Consider the following 18225-nt stretch of genomic DNA (forward strand, 5'->3'; position numbering starts at 1 on the left):
CGGCGTCAGGCGACGTTGGTGTCCGACGCGGACGGCGGTACCGGCTGGACCGGCAGGGCGATGTCCGGGTGCGACTGGTCCCGTGGTGCTCGTGGCGAGACCACCGGTCCGCGCGGCAGTTCCAGTCGGGTGGTGGCCGGCCGGGGCGTTCCCAGCTCGTACGGCGACGGGAACGGCAGGTAGGCGGGCAGGAACTCGGCGAGCAGCGCGGCCTGCTCGGCGGCCGTCTCCGGCGACGAGTTCGTGTCGTTGAGGCAGAACGCGTCCATGTGCCGGTCGTGCAGCACCCGGGCCAGGCGCAGCGGCGTGCCGGCGTCGGCCAGGTCGGTGTACATGTAGGCGATCTCGCCCGGCGCCGCCCGGCCGGTCAGGTAGCCGTAGTACTGCTGCAGCGAGGACAGCAGCGACACGTCCTCCGGGTGCCGGAACTGGTGCTCGGCGGTGGCCACCACCTGCTCGGCGAAGCGCGACTCGATCTCGGCGAGCACACTGCGCCGGGACGGGTGCGGGGTGTGCTTCATCTTGCGGGTCAGCACCCGCCCGAACGCCTGCTGGATCAGCCGCCGGTTGTTCTTGCCGGCCGAGTTCGCGGGCGGGTCGTCGTCGCGGCGCGGGGCCGAGTCGACAAGAGCCGTCGACGGGAAGAACCGGGTCAGCCCGCCCGGCGTGAAGAACATCTCGGGCGGCACCGGCCGGGCCAGGAAGACGTCGTCGTTGAGGTAGAGGAAGTGCTCCGACAGGCCCGGGATCCGGTGCAGCCGGGACTCGATGGCCTGCGAGTTGAACGTCGGCAACTGCCCGGTGCCGCCGAAGACCTCACGATGGCTCACCACCGTCAGGTCCGGCTGGGTGGTGTCCAGCCAGGCCGGCACCTGATCGTCGGTGACCAGGAAGATGTGCCGGACCCAGGGGGCGAACGCGTACAGCGCCCGCAACGAGTAGCGCAGCTCGTCCCGCGACGCGTAGCGCGAGTCGTTGCAGGCCAGTTCGCTGACGTCGGCGACCCAGCCGTTCGCCCGCATGGCGACGGCCTTGCGCTCGATCCACTCCGGGTCCTCGCCGTCCACCCAGGTGTAGACCACGTCGATCGGGAACGCGACCCGATCCGGGCTGACCATCGTGAAGATCTCGCGGGTGCGGTACGAGGCCGGGTCGTCGGGGGCGCTGAACGAGCCGAAGACGTGCTCGCTCGCCTCCACCACCGGCTCGTCGACCGGCACCACGTCGGCCACCGGGTTGCTCCGCGGGCCGATCAGGTGGCCGTCCACGGTGCGCCAGAACTCGATCTCACAGCCGTACTCCGGCCCGAACACCAGGTTGCCGCCGGGATCGGTGACCGGGCGGCTCAACCGCAGCACGGTCGCGGTGCGGCGGCCACGACGTCCCGGCCGGCCGGTGGGGCGGACGACCTCCAGCAGCCCGGCGTCACTCGCGCTCAGTGTCTCGAGCAGGGCGAGCACCCGGTCGCGCTCCTCTTCCGGTACGGCCACCGCGGACCCGGTCACCGAGTCGACCGGGATCCGGAACCAGTCGACCTGCGCCGCCTCGAGGGCGGTCACCACCCGATCGAGGTTCTCCCGGCGTACGCCCGCGGGGGTGGCCATCTCGGTGACCCGTGCCGAGCGCACGCGGCCGGTCCGGGCGCGGGCCAGCGGTACCACCCGCCGGGCCGTGGCCAGGCGCCGCTCAGCCGGTACGTAGGGCAGCAGCTTGCGCTGGACGCCGGCCAGCAACCGGCGCCGGACCGGCCATGGCGTGTGTCGCAAGATCCGCCGTATCGGCACGCCGTCGTCCTTCCGCCCGGCCGTTGTGGTCACTGACCCTCAACGTCGGCCCTCGACTCGAAGTTGCGGTCGTTGGTGACGCCTGATATCGCCGGTATACGCCATTTGATCAGCGAGGTGCGACAAAACGGGCATTACGCACCCCTATGGGGTGTGCTCCGGGATTCCACCGATAGGCAGGGTTGCCTCGCTGAGGCATCGTGGACGTCGGCGCTCCCGTTCCCGGGGCGTCGCATCCTGGGGGAGGACCCGATGGGTAAGGCTGTTGCGTTTCTGCTCGCGGTGATCGGTGCCATCGTCGTGGTCGGCTGGGTCGTGCACGCGATCATCGGCCCGCTGTTCTACCTGGCCCTGATCGTCGCCCTGGTCGGCGGCGGCATCTACCTCTACGGCAAGGCCAAGAAGTCGCTGGCTCCCGGCACCCGCACCCAGCGGCGCATCGAGGCAGCGCAGAAGACCTACCGGATGCGCAACCGGTGAGCCGCAACGCGGGCGGCTAGGCTTGGCGACATCGCCTCAACTCTGACCAACGGGAAGTCGCACCGTGTTTGACACTCTGAGTGGCCGCCTGTCCGGGATCTTCGACAAACTTCGGAGCAAGGGCCGGCTCACCGATGCCGACATCGACGCCACCGCTCGCGAGATCCGTCTCGCGCTGCTCGAGGCGGACGTCGCGCTGCCCGTGGTCAAGTCCTTCATCTTCAACCTGAAGGAGCGGGCCCGCGGGGCCGAGGTCTCGCAGGCCCTCAACCCGGCCCAGCAGATCATCAAGATCGTCCACGACGAGCTGATCACGGTGCTCGGCGGCGAGGGCCGGCGGCTGCGGTTCGCCAAGACCGCGCCCACCGTGATCATGCTGGCCGGCCTGCAGGGTTCCGGCAAGACGACCCTGGCCGGCAAGCTTTCCCGCTGGCTCAAGGGTCAGGGCCACCAGCCGCTGCTGGTGGCGGCCGATCTGCAGCGCCCCAACGCGGTCAACCAGCTCCAGGTGCTCGCGGGCCGGGCCGGCGTCGACGTCTACGCGCCGCAGCCCGGCAACGGCGTCGGCGACCCGGTGCAGGTCGCGCGGGACTCGATCGAGCACGCCAAGCGCACGGCCAAGGACATCGTCATCGTCGACACCGCCGGCCGCCTCGGCATCGACGCCGAGATGATGCAGCAGGCCGCCGACATCCGCGACGCGGTAAACCCCGACGAGGTCATCTTCGTCATCGACGCGATGGTCGGCCAGGATGCCGTGCAGACCGCCGAGGCGTTCCGGGACGGCGTCGGCATCACCGGCGTGGTGCTCTCCAAGCTCGACGGCGACGCCCGCGGTGGTGCCGCCCTCTCCGTCCGGCACGTGACCGGCGAGCCCATCCTGTTCGCGTCGACCGGTGAGAAGCTCGAGGACTTCGACCTCTTCCACCCCGACCGGATGGCCAGCCGCATCCTGGGCATGGGCGACGTGCTGACCCTCATCGAGCAGGCCGAGCAGGCCTTCGATGACGATCAGAAGGAGAAGATGACCTCCAAGCTGCTCGGTGGCGAGCAGTTCACCCTGGAGGACTTCCTCGACCAGCTGATCGCCGTGCGCCGGATGGGCCCGATCGCCAACATCCTCGGCATGATGCCCGGCATGGGCAACATGAAGGCCCAGCTCGACGACCTCGACGACTCCCACTTCGACCGGGTCACCGCGATCATCCGCTCGATGACCCCGCAGGAGCGCACCAACCCGAAGATCCTCAACGGCTCCCGCCGCGCCCGCATCGCCACCGGCTCCGGCGTCACCGTGATGGACGTAAACCAGCTGCTCAACCGCTTCGCCGACGCGCAGAAGATGATGAAGCAGATGAGCGGCATGATGGGCCTGCCCGGCGCCCGCCGGAAGGCCACCAAGAGCCCGAAGAACAAGCGCAAGGGCACCAAGGGCGGCTCGAGCCGCCCCCGCGTCGGCGGCGGCGCCCTGCCCCCGGGCTTCCCGGCCGGCATGCCCCAGCTCCCCCCGGGCCTCGACCCCAACGCCCTGGGTGGCGGGCCGGGCGGCTTCAACCTGCCGAACCTCGACTTCAACAAGCTGATGAAGCCCAAGAAGGACGACGACGGAAAGAAGTAAGCTCGGACCGGGCTAGTCTCTGGTAAAGATGGCATTGAGCATCTAGTCGGGAGACCAGTATGGTGAGCGGTGATCCCCTCGAGGAGACATCGATGACCGCTGCACCCCATCTCGCCGGTCCGGATTTGATCGACCATCTGATCGGCCGAGGCGACCTGACTGTCGACGACATCGCGGACCTGCCTGAGGATCTTCGCTACGAGTTGATCGATGGCAGGCTCCTCTTGACCCCCAATGCTCTCCCCATCCATCAGGTAATCAGCCAAAACGCCGCTTTCGCGCTGGAGATGAACCGCCCGGACGACCTCGTGGTCAACATGGAGCAAGCGGTTCTTCTCAACCGGCGCAACGAGCTGCGTCCCGATGTCATGGTCTTCCAGGAGGAAGGCGCGGGTCGTTCCCCGGTTCCGGCCGCCGACGTTCTTCTCGTCGTCGAGGTGATCTCGCCGTCGTCGAAGTTCGACGACCCGGGACATAAGGCGAAGCGCTACGCCGACCTCGGCATCCCGGCCCACTGGATCATCGATCCGCTGGCTGGGCCGGTGACGCTGACGCAGTTCGCGCTGGGCCCGGACGGCAGTTACGAGCAGCTCCGCCGCACCGCCGAGCTGGTCACGCTCGATCAGCCCTGGCCGGTCACGCTGGATCTGCCGGCGTGGACGCGCCGGCGTGACCGGATCAACGAGCGGGCGTCGCGCCGCGCGTGGTCGTGATCGGGTAGGACTGTCCCATGGCATTGCATGTGCGTGGGGCGGTCCTGCCGGACGGCGACGTGAAGGATCTCTGGCTGGTCGGGGATCGGGTCACGTTCGAGCCCGTGGCCGGCGCCGAGACGATCAGTGACGGCGGATTCGTCGTTCCCGGGCTGGTCGACGCGCACTGCCACCTCGGAATCGCCTACGGGGCCAAGCCGATCACCGGTGTGGAGCAGGCGCGGGCGCTCGCCGTCACCGACCGCGACGCCGGTGTGCTCGCCCTCAGGGATGCCGGGTCGCCTTTTCCCTACCCGGAGCTCGACGACGAAGTGGACATTCCGCGGCTCGTGCGGGCCGGGCGGCACGTCGCGCCGCCCCGGCGTTATCTGCGGGACATCGGGATCGAGGTGGCCGCCGAGGATGTCGCGGCCACCGTCACCGCGCAGGCCAAGGCCGGCACCGGCTGGGTCAAGATCGTCGGGGACTGGATCGACCGCTCGGTCGGTGACCTCGCGCCGTCGTGGGACGCCGCGACCATGACCGCCGCCGTCGAGGCCGCGCACGCCGCCGGTGCTCGGGCCGCCGTGCATACCTTCTCCGAGGACGGCGTGGAGATCATGGTGCGGGCCGGGGTCGACTCGGTCGAGCACGGCACCGGGCTTTCGCTCGATCTCATCGACGAGATGGCCCGGCGGGGAACCGCACTGGTGCCCACGATGATCAACATCCGGACCTTCGGGAGCATCGCTGAGCAGGCCCGGGAGAAGTTCGCCGGGTACGCCGACCACATGATCGCGCTCAGGGACCGGTTCCCGGCGGTCGTGCGGGCCGCGCACGAGGCCGGAGTGCCGATCTACATCGGGACCGACGCGGGCGGTGGAATCCGGCACGGACTCGCTGCCGAGGAGATGCTGATCATGGAGGAGGCCGGCCTTCCGGCGGCCGACATCATCGCGTCCGCCTCGTGGAAGGCCCGCGAGTGGCTCGGTTTCCCGGGGCTGGTCGAGGGTGGCCTCGCCGACCTGGTGGTCTACGAGGTGGACCCGCGAGCCGACCTACGGGTGGTGCGGGCCCCGCAGCGCATCGTGCTGCGCGGCCGGATCATCAGATAGCCCACCGAACGGGTTGCGGGAGGAGCGAGGCTAGGATGCTGCCTCATGGCTCGCGTGCTCACTCCTCGTGCGGAAGACTTCCCCCGGTGGTATCAGGACCTGATCGCCAAGGCGCAACTGGCTGACAACGGCCCGGTGCGCGGAACGATGGTGATCCGGCCGACCGGTTACGCCATCTGGGAGCGCATGCAGGCGGACATGGACGCGCGCATCAAGGAAGCGGGCGTGCAGAACGCGTACTTCCCGCTGTTCATCCCGGAGAGTTACCTTCGCCGCGAGGCCGACCACGTCGAGGGCTTCTCGCCCGAGCTGGCCGTCGTCACCCACGCGGGTGGAAAGCAGCTCGCCGAGCCGCTGGTCGTGCGCCCCACCAGCGAGACCGTGATCGGCGAGTTCATGGCCAAGTGGGTGGATTCCTACCGCGATCTGCCGCTGCTGCTCAACCAGTGGGCCAACGTCGTGCGGTGGGAGCTGCGCCCGCGCACGTTCCTGCGCACCACCGAGTTCCTCTGGCAGGAGGGCCACACCGCGCACGCCAGCGAGGCCGACGCCCGTGCGCACGCCCGCGACATCCACAAGAACGTCTACGAGGCGTTCATCACCGACATGCTGGCCATCCCCGTGGTGCCCGGCCGCAAGACCAAGGGCGAGCGGTTCGCCGGTGCCACCAACACCATGACCGTCGAAGCCATGATGGGTGACACCAAGGCGCTGCAGATGGGCACGTCGCACGAGCTCGGGCAGAACTTCGCCAAGGCGTTCGACATCAGCTACTCGTCCGCGTCGGGCACTGTCGAACACGCCTGGACGACCTCGTGGGGCACGTCCACCCGGATGCTCGGCGGCCTGATCATGGTGCATGGCGACGACAACGGCCTGCGGCTGCCGCCGCGGCTCGCGCCGATCCAGGTGCAGGTCATGGTGGTCAAGGCGGGCGAGGGCGTGGTGGCGGCCGCAGCGAAGCTGCGCGACGAGCTCAAAGCCGCGGGTGTACGGGTGAGGCTCGACGACCGTGCCGACATCCCGTTCGGCCGTCGTGCCGTCGACGCGGAGCTGCAGGGCATTCCGATCCGGGTCGAGGTCGGCCCGCGCGACCTGGCGGTCGGCAACGTGGTCGTGGCCCGCCGGATCGACGGCACCAAGTCGCCGCTGCCGATGGGTGACCTGGTGGGCGCCGTGACGAGTGCGCTCAAGGCCGACCAGCAGCAGATGTACGACGACGCGCTGGCGTTCCGCGAGGAGCGCACGGTCGACGTCAAGACGCTCGGCGAAGCGATCGAGGCATCCCAGACCGGGTGGGCCCGGGTGCCGTGGTCGGCGGTCGGCGAAGCGGGCGAGAAGGAGGCGAACGGCAAGGCCGTGACGGTTCGCTGCCTCACCCGCGAGGATGGTTCGATGCCCGACTCCGACGAAGAGCCGGGACTCGTCGCCTACCTGGCCCGGTCCTACTGAGTCTCGGCCTACTGACGTGACGTTCTCGCCGGGCCGGCTGGTTCTCTATCGCAACATCGACGGGGACCGGCTGGCTTGCGTACGCCCGTGCCGGGTGATCTCGGACGACGAGCGCGGGCTGCTGCTCTGGCTGGCCCAGGGCAGCCCGGTGCTCGCCGAGCAGGCGGTCGACGGCCGCGGCATCCGCGACATGCCGTTCGCCGAGTGGATCACCCTGGCCAAGGAGACCGTGACGACCTCCTGGCAGGGGCCGGGCCTGCTCAAGTTCATCCCGCCGACGGGCGACCACTCGGTCTGGTTCTTCCGCGACGAGCAGGGCAACTTCAAGAACTGGTACGTCAACCTCGAGTACGGGGCCCTGCGCTGGGACGACGGTCACCTGGCCGGGGTCGACGTGATCGACCAGGACCTGGACGTCGTCGCCTATCCGGATCACTCCTGGGAGTTCAAGGACGAGGACGAGTTCAGCGAGCGGCTGAGCATCCCCGACCACTACTGGGTGCGTGACGAGGCCACGGTGCGGGCCGAGGGCGATCGCCTGGTCAGGCTGATCGAGGCGGGCGCGTTCCCGTTCGACGGCACCTGGACGGATTTCCAGCCCGAGCCCTGGCCGGTGCTCACGACGATCCCCGACGGCTGGGACCGCCCCCCGGTGCCGCGCCGATTTTTCGGGGTTTCGGGCCCGATTGGGAGCTGACCCGAACCGTCTGGCAGAATGGACCCCCGGTATTCGGCACGCGTGAGGCGCCCTCTAACCCTGAGCGCGTTGCCAGTCCATCGAGTCGCGGTCCCGCATCCCCACGCGGGTCTGGTGGCTCAACCTCACGCATGCAATCAGGAGCGAAGAAGACCGTGGCCGTAAAGATCCGGCTCCTGCGGATGGGCAAGATCCGCAACCCGCAGTACCGCATCGTCGTCGCGGACTCGCGCACCAAGCGCGATGGCCGTGCCATCGAATACGTGGGCATCTACCAGCCGAAGCAGAACCCGTCTCTCATCGAGGTGAAGTCGGAGCGCGTGCAGTACTGGCTCTCCGTCGGCGCGCAGCCGAGCGAGGCCGTGCAGCGCATCCTCGAGAAGACCGGCGACTGGCAGCAGTTCAAGGGCCTGCCGGCTCCGCCGCCGCTGCTCGTGGCCGAGGTCAAGAAGAGCCGCACGGAGATCTACGAGGCCGAGTCGAAGGCCGCCGCCGGCGTTGCCGACACGAAGCCCGCGACCCCGAAGAAGTCCGACAAGGCGAAGGCCGCCGCGGCTCCGGAGGCCAAGGCCACCGAGGCCAAGGCTGCTGAGCCCAAGGCCGCTGAGCCCACCGAGGCCACCGAGGCCAAGGTTGCCGCTGCTCCGGAGGCCGCCGAGGCCAAGCCGGCGCAGACCGAGGCTGTCGACCCGGCCGAGCCCAACCGCGAGGCCGTCGCCGAGACCGCGAAGGACCCTGCCGGTGCCGGCGCCGACCAGGACTGACGGGGCGCTCCGGCCGGCGCTGGAGCACCTCGTCAAGGGCATCGTCGAAAACCCGGACGACGTCCGGGTCCGGCTGGTCGACTCGCGCCGCGGCAAGCGGCTCGAGGTGCGCGTGCACCCGGAGGACCTGGGAACGGTCATCGGGCGCGGCGGGCGCACGGCCAAGGCCCTGCGGCAGGTCATCGGTTCGATCGGTGGGCGCGGCATCCGTGTCGACATCGTCGACGCCTACTGACCGATGTTGCTTGTAGTAGGCCAGATCGGTAAGCCGCACGGCATCCGGGGCGAGGTCTCGGTGGCCGTGCGCACGGACGAGCCCGAAGAGCGTTTCACCGCCGGTTCGGTGTTCACCACGGAGGTCCCCCGGGACCGCCGGGTCAGCACCGGGCCGGCGGCTGCCTCCGCGGGTGTCGCCTATCAGGTCCCGCCCGCGCTCGTGATCGAGTCGGTGCGGTGGCATCAGGGCCGGGGGATCGTCCAGTTCGAGGGCGTCCACGACCGAAATGTCGCGGAGGCGCTCCGTGGCGTCTTCTTGCAGGTCGACAGCGACACGTTGACGCCGCCCGCCGATCCTGACGAGTTCCATGACCACCAGCTGATCGGACTGCGGGTCGTGTCGCTCGGCGGCGAGGAGCTCGGCACGGTGGACCGCATCGATCACGCGCCCTCATCCGACCTGATCGTGCTCAGCAGATCCGGCGGGGGGACGGCGTTGATCCCGTTCGTCAGTCAGATGGTGCCCACCGTGGATGTGGCCGGGGGCCGGATCGTCGTGGATCTGCCCGAGGGTCTGCTGGACCTTTGAGCATGCGCGTCGACGTCATCACCATTTTCCCCGATTATTTCGGACCGCTGGAGCTGTCGCTCATCGGCAAGGCCCGGGGCGCCGGTCTGCTCGATCTCACCGTGCACGATCTGCGGAAGTGGACCTCCGACGTCCACCGGACCGTGGACGACACGCCCTACGGCGGCGGGCCCGGCATGGTCATGCGCCCGGAGCCGTGGGGGCAGGCGCTCGACGCGGTCGGGGCCGGCACGCTCGTGGTGCCGTCGCCGGTGGGCAAGCCCTTCACCCAGGCCGACGCGCACGAGCTGGCCTCGCTCGACCACCTGATCTTCGCCTGCGGGCGGTACGAGGGGATCGATCAGCGGGTCATCGACGACGCGGCGGCACGCCTGCCGGTGCGGGAGATCTCGCTCGGCGACTACGTGCTCTTCGGCGGTGAGGTCGCGGTGATCGTGATCATGGAGGCCGTCACCCGGCTGCTTCCCGGTGTGCTCGGCAACGCCGACTCGCTCACCGAGGAATCGCATGCGGCCGGTCTGCTGGAGGCCCCGGTCTACACCAAGCCGGCCTCGTGGCGTGAGCGCGATGTTCCGGACATCCTGCGCTCCGGTGATCACGGCCGGATCGCCCGGTGGCGGCGCGCTCAGTCGCTGCTGCGGACCGCCGCCCGACGGCCCGACATGCTGGCCGCATACCCTGATGAGTTTTTGGACAAAACGGACAGGAAGACCCTCGCCGAGGGCGGATTTCAGATCACGCCTCCCGCTGTGGCAGAGTAGGGAGGTTGCCGTTTTCGCTTCGCGCCGCGGGGTGAAACGAGGATCTTCTGGAGTGGCGGGAGATCAGAAGTGCCCACCGCGCATCGAACTCCGATGCGCTTTAGTACGACGAGGATGCAGCGATGAACACGCTGGACGCTCTCGACGCCCAGTCGCAGCGCACCGACCTTCCCGACTTCCGGGCCGGCGACACCGTCAAGGTGCACGCCCGAGTCGTCGAGGGTAACCGTTCCCGCGTCCAGGTCTTCCAGGGCGTCGTGATCGCCCGCCAGGGGTCTGGCCTCCGGGAGACCTTCAAGGTCCGGAAGATCAGCTTCGGCGTCGGGGTCGAGCGGACCTACCCGATCAACAGCCCGGCGATCGACCGCATCGAGGTCCTCACCAGGGGCGATGTGCGCCGCGCGAAGCTCTACTACCTGCGCGAGCTCCGGGGCAAGAAGGCCAAGATCAAGGAGCTTCGCGAGAAGCAGTCCGTCTGATACCCGTCGATCCGGCCGCGGGCGAACTACGCTTGCGCGAGTGCCGGATGGGATCAGTGTGAACCCTTCCAGTACTACCGCTCGTAAGTCTCCGAGAGGGGATACTCGGGCGGTAGTTCTGTATCCAGCTGGTTCAGTGCTGAATCCGGGGCGGTTTGGCCGGTTGGCGGCGGCGGGAGATGCGAAGCGTGGAACCGATGCAGGGCTACCGACCGTCGGCGCGGCGGCGGTCGATCACACGGCGTAAGGAAATGCCACTGTGGCAGGAGTTGCCGCTCCTGCTGGTCGTGGCGTTCTGTCTGGCCGTGCTCATCCGCACGTTCCTGGTGCAGGCCTTCTACATCCCCAGCGGGTCGATGGAGAAGACGCTCCTGGTCAAGGACCGCGTCCTGGTCAACAAGGTCATCTATGACATGCGTGACCCGATACGCGGCGAGATCGTGGTCTTCCGCGGCACCGACAACTGGGCGCCCGAGGTGACCGAGCCGGTCAGCAACAGCTTCGCCGCCAAGCTCGGGCGCACAGTCGGGGATCTCGTCGGGGTCAGCCGCCCGGGGGAACGCGACTTCATCAAACGGGTGATCGGTCTGCCCGGTGACAAGGTCGCCTGCTGCGACGCCAAGGGCCGGATCACAGTCAACGGCGTGGGCATGGACGAGGCGTACATCGCCGATGGTTACAACTCCGACCTGAACCAGCCGCCCAACCCGACGCAGTGCACCAGCCGGCGTTTCGCCGAGGTGACCATCCCGCAGGGTGAGATGTTCGTCATGGGCGACCATCGGGCCGTCTCGCAGGACGCCAGGTGCCAGGGCCCGGTCCCGATCAAGAACGTGATCGGCCGCGCTTTCGTGATCGTCTGGCCGAGCAGCCGTTTCACCAGCCTCTCCGTGCCCGAGGTCTGGAAGGCCTACGCCGCCGATCATCCGACCGCCGCCGCCGAGGGACAGGTTCCGGTACGCCGCGATAAGCCCATCTCCGAGGCAATCGTCTTACCGTTTCTGTTTAGTGCCGGACTATCCGCGCGTTCCAGGCTGAAGTTCGCGACAAGGCGTCGTAGGCTCCGTTCGTGATTGACGAGCAGACCGAAAAGCGCCGGGGCTCCTTCTGGCGCGAGCTTCCCATCCTGCTGGGTGTCGCGATCCTCGTCGCCGTCCTGGTGCGCGCGTTCGTCCTGCAGACCTTCTACATCCCGAGCCCGTCGATGGAGCACACGCTCAACGTGCTGGACCGGGTGCTGGTCAACAAGCTCGTCTACGACTTCCGCGACCCGCGTCGCGGCGAGATCATCGTCTTCAAGGCGCCCGACGACTGGCAGTCCGGCGCCGAGGGCGAAGACTTCATCAAGCGCATCATCGGGACGCCTGGCGATCACATCATCTGCTGCGACGCCCAGGAGCGCCTGATGATCAACGGTAAGTCCCTGGACGAGCCGTACATCTACAAGGACGCCGACGGCAACCAGGACCCGGCCGCCGACCGCAAGTTCGACATCACCGTGCCGGCCAACCGCCTGTGGGTGATGGGTGACCACCGCTCCGCCTCCGGCGACTCCCTCGAGCACTACGAGGAGACCAACGACATCCAGGAGGCGACGATCCCCGAGGATTCGGTGATCGGGCGCGCCTTCACGGTGTTCTGGCCGGTCAAGCGGGCTACGTGGCTGTCGGTGCCGGACGGCTTCGACAACATCCCGAATGCCTCGCCCGCGAAGTGACCTCGACCCGGTCGAAAGATCCACGAGGAGCGCATTAGCCTTGGTCGGGTGACCGTCCTCGACCGCCGCGCCGCTCGCGTACTGCTCGTCGACGCCGCGGGCCGCACGCTGCTGCTGCACGGCGGCGATCCGGCCCGGCCCGGCGAACGATGGTGGTTCACCCCCGGCGGCGGGCTCGACGCCGGGGAGTCGCCCGCCGAGGGCGCCGCCCGCGAGCTGGCCGAGGAGACCGGTCTGCGGATCGACCCGGCCCAGTTGGGCGAGCCGGTCTGGCACGAGGTCGCCGAGTTCAGCTTCCGCGAGCAGCAATACCGGCAGGATCAGGTCTTCTTCCTGCTGCGGGTGAGCGAGTGGCAGGTCGACACGGCCGGCATGGATCAGAACGAGCAGCAGACCATCACCGAGCACCGATGGTGGTCGCCCGCCGAGATCGAGGCCAGTCGGGAGCAGATCTTCCCGGCCTCGCTCGTGTCTCTGCTCGGGAGCCTCTGATGCTGGCCCCGCCGCGCACCGTCGTCCGCCGGGAAGGCGGCCTCTACGCCCTCGAGCGGGCCCTGCAGCGCCGTGGCTTCCGCCAGGTGGCCGGAGCCGACGAAGCCGGTCGTGGCGCCTGTGCGGGTCCTCTGGTGGCCGCCGCGGCGATCCTGCCCGAGGGCAAGCGCGGGGAGGTTCCCGGCCTCGCCGATTCCAAGCTGCTGACGCCGGCCGCCCGGGAGCGTGTCTACGCCGAGGTGGTCGACCGGGCGCTCGCCTGGTCCGTCATGATCATCCCGGCGACCGAGGTCGATGCGCGCGGGCTCCACGTGTGCAATCTGGCGGCGATGCGCCGCGCGCTCGCGTCCCTGACCACCGCCCCGGAATATGTGTTGACCGACGGTTTCCCGGTCGACGGCCTCGGCGTGCCGGGCCTCGCCGTGTGGAAGGGCGACCGGGTGGCCGCCTGTGTGGCCGCGGCGAGCGTGTTGGCCAAGGTCACCCGAGACCGGATCATGGTGGAGATGGACGATCAGTTCCCCGACTACGGCTTCGCCGTGCACAAGGGGTACATCACCGACGACCACAGCGCCGCGCTCAAGCGGCACGGCCCGTGCGCGGAGCACCGCTTCTCGTACGTGAACGTGGCGGCCGTGTCGGGCCGGGGCAATCGGCCGCCCCGGGCGCGGCGTCCCGTTCCTTTTGACGGACAACAACAGCTGCTGTTTGATGCATCAGCGGCCGAGCCCGCGATGCTTTCGGGCGCCGCTGAAGGTACCGTCGGCGTGGCGTCGGGCGACCAGCCTCAGCCGTCGCCGATGGTGGGGGAAGATGAGGCCATGGAGGGCGAGAAGCGATGAGCGCAGAGGATCTCGAGAAGTACGAGACCGAGATGGAGCTGCAGCTCTACCGGGAGTACCGCGATATCGTCCGCCAGTTCTCCTACGTGGTGGAGACGGAGCGCCGGTTCTACCTGGCCAACCAGGTCGACCTGCACGTGCGCAACTCGGACGGCGAGGTGTATTTCGAGGTCGAGATGCACGACGCCTGGGTGTGGGACATGTACCGTCCTGCCCGGTTCGTCAAGAACGTCCGTGTTATGACGTTCAAGGACGTGAACGTTGAGGAACTGGAGAAGCCGGACATCTCGTTGCCGGACGAAGCCGGCTTCGGCGGCAGCTGAGTAGTTATCCACAAAGTGCGGCCGTCCACAGGGGCGGCCGCACTTTGCTTCGTCCTCCGTCAGGGTGAAAGCCATGCCGTACACCCTGCTTCTGATCTTCCTGTGGCCGCTGCAGCCGGCTGAGGTCACCCGGCGCTTCGACCCGCCGCCCCGGCCCTGGCTGGCCGGGCATCGTGGGGTCGACCTCGGCTCCGTCCCGGGCGCCGTGGTCCGGTCCGCCGGCGCCGGGCGGGTCGTCTTCGTCGGCCTCCCGGGCGGCGTCGGGACCGTCACGGTCGCCCATGCCGGCGGCCTGCGCACCACCTATCAGCCGGTCCAGCCCAGCGTCCGCCCGGGTGACACCCTTGCCGCCGGGGACCAACTGGGCCTTCTGGTCGCCGGGCACGAGGGTTGCGCCCGGCCCGCCTGCCTGCACTGGGGTCTCCTGCGCGGCAAGGTCTACCTCGATCCGCTCGCGCTGGTCGGGCTCGGCCGGGTGCGGTTGATGCCCCTCGGGTCAGCGCTGAAAACTCGCCAGGAGCTGGGGGAGCCGCTCCGCCAGCCGATCATATTCTTCCGGCCGGTTGTAGACCTGAGCGCTCAACCGCAGCAGCCCACGCCCGCCCCACGCGTTCACGGCCGTCTCGGTGGCCAGCTTGTCGGAGATGTCCAGACGCAGCGCGATCGCCTCCGGCGCCGTCGACGCCAACCCCGCCGGCAACGGGATCACCCGCATGGCGACCTCCGGCACGATCGGCTGCGGCAGGTCCGCCGGCGGCACCCCGAGGGCGGCCCCGACCACCCGCTGGCCATAGGCGACGAGCGCCGCGTTGTGCGCCCGCACCGCCGCCCAGCCGAGCGTGCGCAGGGTGAACAGACCCGCCGGGGCGGACAGCCAGGGCGTGTAATCGATCGTGCCCTGGTATTCGACCGAGAGCGGGAAACCGGCGTCCTGCTCCCACGACACGACAAGCGGCTCGATCTTGCGGCGCCACTGCGGGGCGACCGCGAGCAGGGCCGTGCCGCGCGGCGCGAAGGCCCACTTGTGCAGGTTGCCCACCCAGAAATCGGCCCCGATCGCCGACACGTCCACCGGCAGCATGCCCGGCACGTGCGCCGCGTCGACAAGCACCGGGATCTCGTGCTCACGGGCGGCCGCCACGATTTCTCGGACCGGAAAGACCGCCGCCGTGGCCGACGCGATCTGATCGATGATCAACAGCTTGGTCTTGCCCGGCCGCAAGGCCGACCGCACCCGGCTCACCACCTCGGCGGCGGAAGCCGTCAGCGGGAGCGCGACGGTCCGCGCGGTGGCCCCGGCCCGCCGGCACTGCCGTCGGGCCGCCAACGCGACCGCGCCGTAGGCGTGATCGGTGAGCAGCACCTCGTCGGCCGACTCCAACCGCACCGACTGCAGCACGGTGGAGACCGCCGCCGTCGTGTTCGGCACGAGCGCACTGCCGTCCGGGTCGGCGCCCAGGAACGAGGCGATGTGTCGTCGGGTGTGGATGACCCGGTCGAGCATGCCCTGGGTGAAGAACCTGTGCGGGTTGGCCTCGATCTCGTCACGCAACCGCTGCTGGGTGCGCTGCACCCCGATCGGCACCGCGCCGAACGAGCCGTGGTTGAGATAGGACACGGCCGGGTCCAGCGAGAACAGGAGGCGGGCACCCGGGACGGGTGCGGGCGGTTCTCCGGCGCTCACGCCTCGATCGTACGGGGTCATGCGCGGGGGTGGGCCTGTTTGAAGGCGGCGCGGAGCCGCTCGGTCGAGACATGGGTGTAGATCTGCGTGCTCGACAGCGACGCGTGCCCCAGCAGATCCTGCACGGCACGCAGGTCGGCGCCACCGTCGAGCAGGTGGGTGGCGGCCGAATGGCGCAGGTCGTGCGGGCTGGTGTGGGGCAGGCCGGCCCGTTGCGCGGCCTCCTTCACGATTCGCCGCACCACGGTCTGCTGCAGCCGGCCGCCCTTGATCCCCAGGAACAGGGCGTCCCCGCTGTCGCTGTTCGCCAACGCCGCCCGGCCGTAACGCCGCCAGTCGTCCAGGGCCCGCTGCGCCGGCACCCCATAAGGGACGGCCCGTTCCTTGGCGCCCTTGCCGAGGACGCGCACGAGCCGGCGGCCCTCGTCGACGTCGGCCCGGTCGAGACCGCAGAGCTCGCTGACGCGTACCCCGGTGGCGTAAAGAAGTTCGAGAACGGCCCGGTCACGTAGCCCTTCCGGGTCGTCCTGCCGCACCTCGACCAGGCTCGCCGCCTGATCGGCGCGCAGGACGGTCGGCAGGTCTCGATGGGCCTTCGGGCTGGCCAGCTGGGCGCCCACATCGTTCGCGGCCCGGCCGGTGCGGTGCGCCCACGCCGTGAACGCCCGCGCCGCGGCCGCCCGCCGGGCCTGCGACGTGCGCGCCGCGCCCTGCCGCATCCGCGCGGCCAGCCATGCGCGCAGCACCCCGATGTCGAGGTCGCCGACGCCGGCACACCCGTTGGCGGCCGCGTGGTGCAGCATCGAGACGGCATCCCCGACGTAGGCCCGGACGGTGTGCTCCGACCGGTTCTCCACGCGCGCCAGATGACGCCCGAACTCGTTCACCGCCTCCCGCAGCCCGAGCGGGAGCTCCTCATGCATCGCGCGCGTATCCATCACTCCCGAAGGTCAACGCCCGGAGCCGCGGAGTCAAGCTCTTCTTGTCACAAGCTTCTAAACTGCGCTCACCATGGCGTCGATCCGAATGCTCCCAGCACTGGCGTTCTGCGCTGCCCTGGCCGCCCTCGCCGGCTGCGACAGATCCGACGGCACCCCGTCCCACGCCCCGTCCGCCCGAGCCGGTTTCGGCGATCCCACCGCGCCCGCCGTCCGCGACGTCGACGAGGCGATGTTCCGAACCCCGTCGAAGAACATCTACTGCGCCCTGACCCGGTCAGCCGTCCGCTGCGACATCGGCGAGAAGAAGTGGACCCTTCCGGCCAAGGCCGCCGACTGCGACTTCGACTGGGGCAACGGCCTCTACCTCGACCACGGCGCGGCCGGCCTCACCTGCGCGGGCGACACGCTGCTGAACTCCAGCACCGAAACCTTGGAATACGGCACCGCCATCCGCTCCGGCACCGTCCGCTGCACCAGCGAAAGCACCGGCCTGCGGTGCGAAGACGAAAAGACAACCCGCGGTTTCACCATGGCCGTCGCCCGCTACAGCCTCTTCTGACGGTACGGGCCGGGAAGTCCCCAACCGCCACCAGCCCGTTCCGTCCGCAGCGGCCGGCTCTGCGCGACAACAGGCCGTCCCGGCGTTCCGGCCCGGCGATTCTTGTCGTACCCCCACCCTAGGTTCGACCCATGCCCCGACCCGCCCCACCGCGCGCCGGCCACCGGCTAAGGGCGCGTGAGCTGCACCCGGTCTGCGGGGTGCACAGTCTCGACCCCGTCGGCCGATGTCACGACCAGCACCGGCACACCCTCGCCCAGGCGATGCTTGCGGCGCTCGGCATCGGTCGGCATGCGCGCGCTCGCCTTGTCACCCCGAGCCAGCGTCACCAGCTCGATCGGCTCCGGAATGCGGACGAACGTCCCTCGTGGCCGGTCCACCGTGACAAGGCCCTCGGTGCGCAACTGCCCGATCGCCTGCCGCACCGTCGTCCGGCTGATGCCGTATTCCTGCGCCAGGCGCAACTCGCTGGGCAGCGGCTCACCCGGCCCCAGCTCTCCCGACTCGATCTGATTGCGGAGCAGGTCAGCCAGTTGACGAAACACCGCCCGGTCCGCCGAGGGATCGATCATGTTAGTTACCTTACGTGGCCACGACGTTCCATCGTATTGTACGTATGAAACCCTGTAGGTATGATACAACCGCCGCACTGAGAAGGCCCCGACTCGATCAGGCGGCAGGGCGGGCGGCGGTCGCCGATCGCTCGTAGGGTCGCCGTCGCGCCTGGTGCGCGGTCCGGCCGTCGCCCGTTTCCACCGCAGAGGGAGACCTGCGGTGACCGGCTCGAAGGGCGCAAGCTTCCCGAGCGCGGAGTCCGCACCCAAAGCCGTCACAGACGCAGTCCTCTCGACACACTGTCCACTGTGCTCACAGCTGAAACGTTGCCCAAATTCGCCTCGCCCGTAGGACCTCCACCCCTCGTCACCCTGCTCCCCGCGACCCAGCCCAACCCTGTCCGCCGTCACGCACCGTGACGCCTCCTCCAGTGCCCCTTAGCTATCACCCCCACTTAGCCGCCAT

Annotated in this window: 21 protein-coding genes and 1 pseudogene; 18 read left to right on the forward strand and 4 right to left on the reverse strand. The window is 69.3% G+C overall.

Translation table 11 applies throughout. The features are described from left to right. Positions 1-5 precede the first annotated feature (5 nt). Positions 6-1784, reverse strand: coding sequence for a stealth family protein (locus tag Afe05nite_RS04830; RefSeq protein ID WP_203815743.1), 1779 nt, complete (start codon positions 1782-1784; stop codon positions 6-8). Between the two features lie 252 nt (positions 1785-2036). On the opposite strand from Afe05nite_RS04830, the gene Afe05nite_RS04835 reads away from it, so the two are divergent. The 17 genes and pseudogenes from Afe05nite_RS04835 to Afe05nite_RS04915 form a co-directional block, all read left to right on the forward strand. Then, on the forward strand, positions 2037-2264 hold the full coding sequence (locus Afe05nite_RS04835; protein WP_203815744.1) for a hypothetical protein: 228 nt from the start codon (positions 2037-2039) through the stop codon (positions 2262-2264). A 64-nt stretch (positions 2265-2328) separates the two neighbouring features. Next, positions 2329-3882 (forward strand): signal recognition particle protein, encoded by a 1554-nt coding sequence (ffh, locus tag Afe05nite_RS04840; RefSeq protein WP_203815745.1) that lies wholly within the window; start codon positions 2329-2331, stop codon positions 3880-3882. 92 nt (positions 3883-3974) lie between these two features. Beyond that, a complete protein-coding gene (locus Afe05nite_RS04845) occupies positions 3975-4595 on the forward strand; it encodes a Uma2 family endonuclease (RefSeq protein ID WP_203815746.1) in 621 nt (206 codons plus the stop codon). Positions 4596-4612: 17 nt separating this feature from the next. Further along, positions 4613-5689, forward strand: a complete 1077-nt coding sequence (locus tag Afe05nite_RS04850) for an amidohydrolase family protein (RefSeq protein ID WP_203815747.1) — start codon at positions 4613-4615, stop codon at positions 5687-5689. A 45-nt stretch (positions 5690-5734) separates the two neighbouring features. Then, positions 5735-7141: a proline--tRNA ligase gene (proS, locus tag Afe05nite_RS04855; protein ID WP_203815748.1), complete on the forward strand. Its 1407-nt coding sequence runs from the start codon at positions 5735-5737 to the stop codon at positions 7139-7141. A 16-nt stretch (positions 7142-7157) separates the two neighbouring features. Beyond that, the gene (locus tag Afe05nite_RS04860; RefSeq protein WP_203815749.1) at positions 7158-7838 is read left to right on the forward strand and encodes a ribonuclease FAU-1 family protein; all 681 of its coding nucleotides are present in this window, start codon (positions 7158-7160) and stop codon (positions 7836-7838) included. 155 nt (positions 7839-7993) lie between these two features. After that, positions 7994-8602, forward strand: coding sequence for a 30S ribosomal protein S16 (gene rpsP, locus Afe05nite_RS04865; RefSeq protein WP_203815750.1), 609 nt, complete (start codon positions 7994-7996; stop codon positions 8600-8602). Beyond that, complete coding sequence (locus Afe05nite_RS04870) at positions 8580-8837, forward strand: RNA-binding protein (RefSeq protein WP_360413255.1); 258 nt, start codon at positions 8580-8582, stop codon at positions 8835-8837. Before rpsP ends, Afe05nite_RS04870 begins: the two co-directional genes overlap by 23 nt. A 6-nt stretch (positions 8838-8843) precedes the next feature. Continuing rightward, positions 8844-9407: a ribosome maturation factor RimM gene (rimM, locus tag Afe05nite_RS04875; RefSeq protein WP_203815763.1), complete on the forward strand. Its 564-nt coding sequence runs from the start codon at positions 8844-8846 to the stop codon at positions 9405-9407. A gap of 2 nt (positions 9408-9409) precedes the next feature. Then, positions 9410-10168, forward strand: coding sequence for a tRNA (guanosine(37)-N1)-methyltransferase TrmD (gene trmD, locus Afe05nite_RS04880; protein WP_203815751.1), 759 nt, complete (start codon positions 9410-9412; stop codon positions 10166-10168). A gap of 122 nt (positions 10169-10290) precedes the next feature. Continuing rightward, positions 10291-10647: a 50S ribosomal protein L19 gene (gene rplS, locus Afe05nite_RS04885; RefSeq protein WP_203815752.1), complete on the forward strand. Its 357-nt coding sequence runs from the start codon at positions 10291-10293 to the stop codon at positions 10645-10647. Positions 10648-10826: 179 nt separating this feature from the next. Next, a complete protein-coding gene (lepB, locus tag Afe05nite_RS04890) occupies positions 10827-11720 on the forward strand; it encodes a signal peptidase I (RefSeq protein WP_203815753.1) in 894 nt (297 codons plus the stop codon). After that, on the forward strand, positions 11717-12364 hold the full coding sequence (gene lepB, locus Afe05nite_RS04895) for a signal peptidase I (RefSeq protein ID WP_203815754.1): 648 nt from the start codon (positions 11717-11719) through the stop codon (positions 12362-12364). The genes lepB (Afe05nite_RS04890) and lepB (Afe05nite_RS04895) overlap by 4 nt, the downstream gene beginning before the upstream one ends. Positions 12365-12412: 48 nt before the next feature. Beyond that, positions 12413-12856: an NUDIX hydrolase gene (locus tag Afe05nite_RS04900; protein ID WP_203815755.1), complete on the forward strand. Its 444-nt coding sequence runs from the start codon at positions 12413-12415 to the stop codon at positions 12854-12856. Further along, positions 12856-13698, forward strand: coding sequence for a ribonuclease HII (locus Afe05nite_RS04905; RefSeq protein ID WP_203815756.1), 843 nt, complete (start codon positions 12856-12858; stop codon positions 13696-13698). The genes Afe05nite_RS04900 and Afe05nite_RS04905 overlap by 1 nt, the downstream gene beginning before the upstream one ends. Beyond that, positions 13695-14021, forward strand: coding sequence for a DUF2469 domain-containing protein (locus tag Afe05nite_RS04910; protein WP_023561849.1), 327 nt, complete (start codon positions 13695-13697; stop codon positions 14019-14021). The genes Afe05nite_RS04905 and Afe05nite_RS04910 overlap by 4 nt, the downstream gene beginning before the upstream one ends. A gap of 73 nt (positions 14022-14094) precedes the next feature. Further along, a pseudogene (locus Afe05nite_RS04915) lies at positions 14095-14460 on the forward strand (murein hydrolase activator EnvC family protein); the annotation flags it as partial. Positions 14461-14517: 57 nt separating this feature from the next. On the opposite strand, the gene Afe05nite_RS04920 reads toward Afe05nite_RS04915, so the two are convergent. Both Afe05nite_RS04920 and Afe05nite_RS04925 read right to left on the reverse strand, forming a co-directional pair. Beyond that, complete coding sequence (locus tag Afe05nite_RS04920; RefSeq protein WP_203815757.1) at positions 14518-15705, reverse strand: aminotransferase class V-fold PLP-dependent enzyme; 1188 nt, start codon at positions 15703-15705, stop codon at positions 14518-14520. Positions 15706-15722: 17 nt separating this feature from the next. After that, on the reverse strand, positions 15723-16628 hold the full coding sequence (locus Afe05nite_RS04925) for a tyrosine recombinase XerC (protein ID WP_239117559.1): 906 nt from the start codon (positions 16626-16628) through the stop codon (positions 15723-15725). A gap of 88 nt (positions 16629-16716) precedes the next feature. Here Afe05nite_RS04925 and Afe05nite_RS04930 point away from each other — a divergent pair, with 88 nt between their 5' ends. Further along, positions 16717-17205: a DUF6636 domain-containing protein gene (locus Afe05nite_RS04930; protein WP_203815759.1), complete on the forward strand. Its 489-nt coding sequence runs from the start codon at positions 16717-16719 to the stop codon at positions 17203-17205. Between the two features lie 167 nt (positions 17206-17372). On the opposite strand, the gene Afe05nite_RS04935 is transcribed toward Afe05nite_RS04930, so the two are convergent. After that, a complete protein-coding gene (locus tag Afe05nite_RS04935) occupies positions 17373-17777 on the reverse strand; it encodes a GntR family transcriptional regulator (protein ID WP_203815760.1) in 405 nt (134 codons plus the stop codon). Positions 17778-18225 lie beyond the last annotated feature (448 nt).

This window comes from Paractinoplanes ferrugineus, from assembly GCF_016862195.1.
Taxonomy (GTDB): Bacteria; Actinomycetota; Actinomycetes; order Mycobacteriales; family Micromonosporaceae; genus Actinoplanes; species Actinoplanes ferrugineus.

Excerpts from the sequence above, each read along its gene's own strand:
- Afe05nite_RS04850 (WP_203815747.1), top strand. The coding sequence starts at position 4,613 with ATGGCATTGCATGTGCGTGGGGCGGTCCTGCCGGACGGCGACGTGAAG.
- Afe05nite_RS04845 (WP_203815746.1), top strand. The coding sequence starts at position 3,975 with ATGACCGCTGCACCCCATCTCGCCGGTCCGGATTTGATCGACCATCTG.
- Afe05nite_RS04930 (WP_203815759.1), top strand. The coding sequence starts at position 16,717 with ATGGCGTCGATCCGAATGCTCCCAGCACTGGCGTTCTGCGCTGCCCTG.
- Afe05nite_RS04905 (WP_203815756.1), top strand. The coding sequence starts at position 12,856 with ATGCTGGCCCCGCCGCGCACCGTCGTCCGCCGGGAAGGCGGCCTCTAC.
- Afe05nite_RS04925 (WP_239117559.1), bottom strand. The coding sequence starts at position 16,628 with ATGCATGAGGAGCTCCCGCTCGGGCTGCGGGAGGCGGTGAACGAGTTC.
- Afe05nite_RS04935 (WP_203815760.1), bottom strand. The coding sequence starts at position 17,777 with ATGATCGATCCCTCGGCGGACCGGGCGGTGTTTCGTCAACTGGCTGAC.
- lepB (WP_203815753.1), top strand. The coding sequence starts at position 10,827 with ATGCGAAGCGTGGAACCGATGCAGGGCTACCGACCGTCGGCGCGGCGG.
- Afe05nite_RS04835 (WP_203815744.1), top strand. The coding sequence starts at position 2,037 with ATGGGTAAGGCTGTTGCGTTTCTGCTCGCGGTGATCGGTGCCATCGTC.
- proS (WP_203815748.1), top strand. The coding sequence starts at position 5,735 with ATGGCTCGCGTGCTCACTCCTCGTGCGGAAGACTTCCCCCGGTGGTAT.
- rplS (WP_203815752.1), top strand. The coding sequence starts at position 10,291 with ATGAACACGCTGGACGCTCTCGACGCCCAGTCGCAGCGCACCGACCTT.
- trmD (WP_203815751.1), top strand. The coding sequence starts at position 9,410 with ATGCGCGTCGACGTCATCACCATTTTCCCCGATTATTTCGGACCGCTG.
- Afe05nite_RS04910 (WP_023561849.1), top strand. The coding sequence starts at position 13,695 with ATGAGCGCAGAGGATCTCGAGAAGTACGAGACCGAGATGGAGCTGCAG.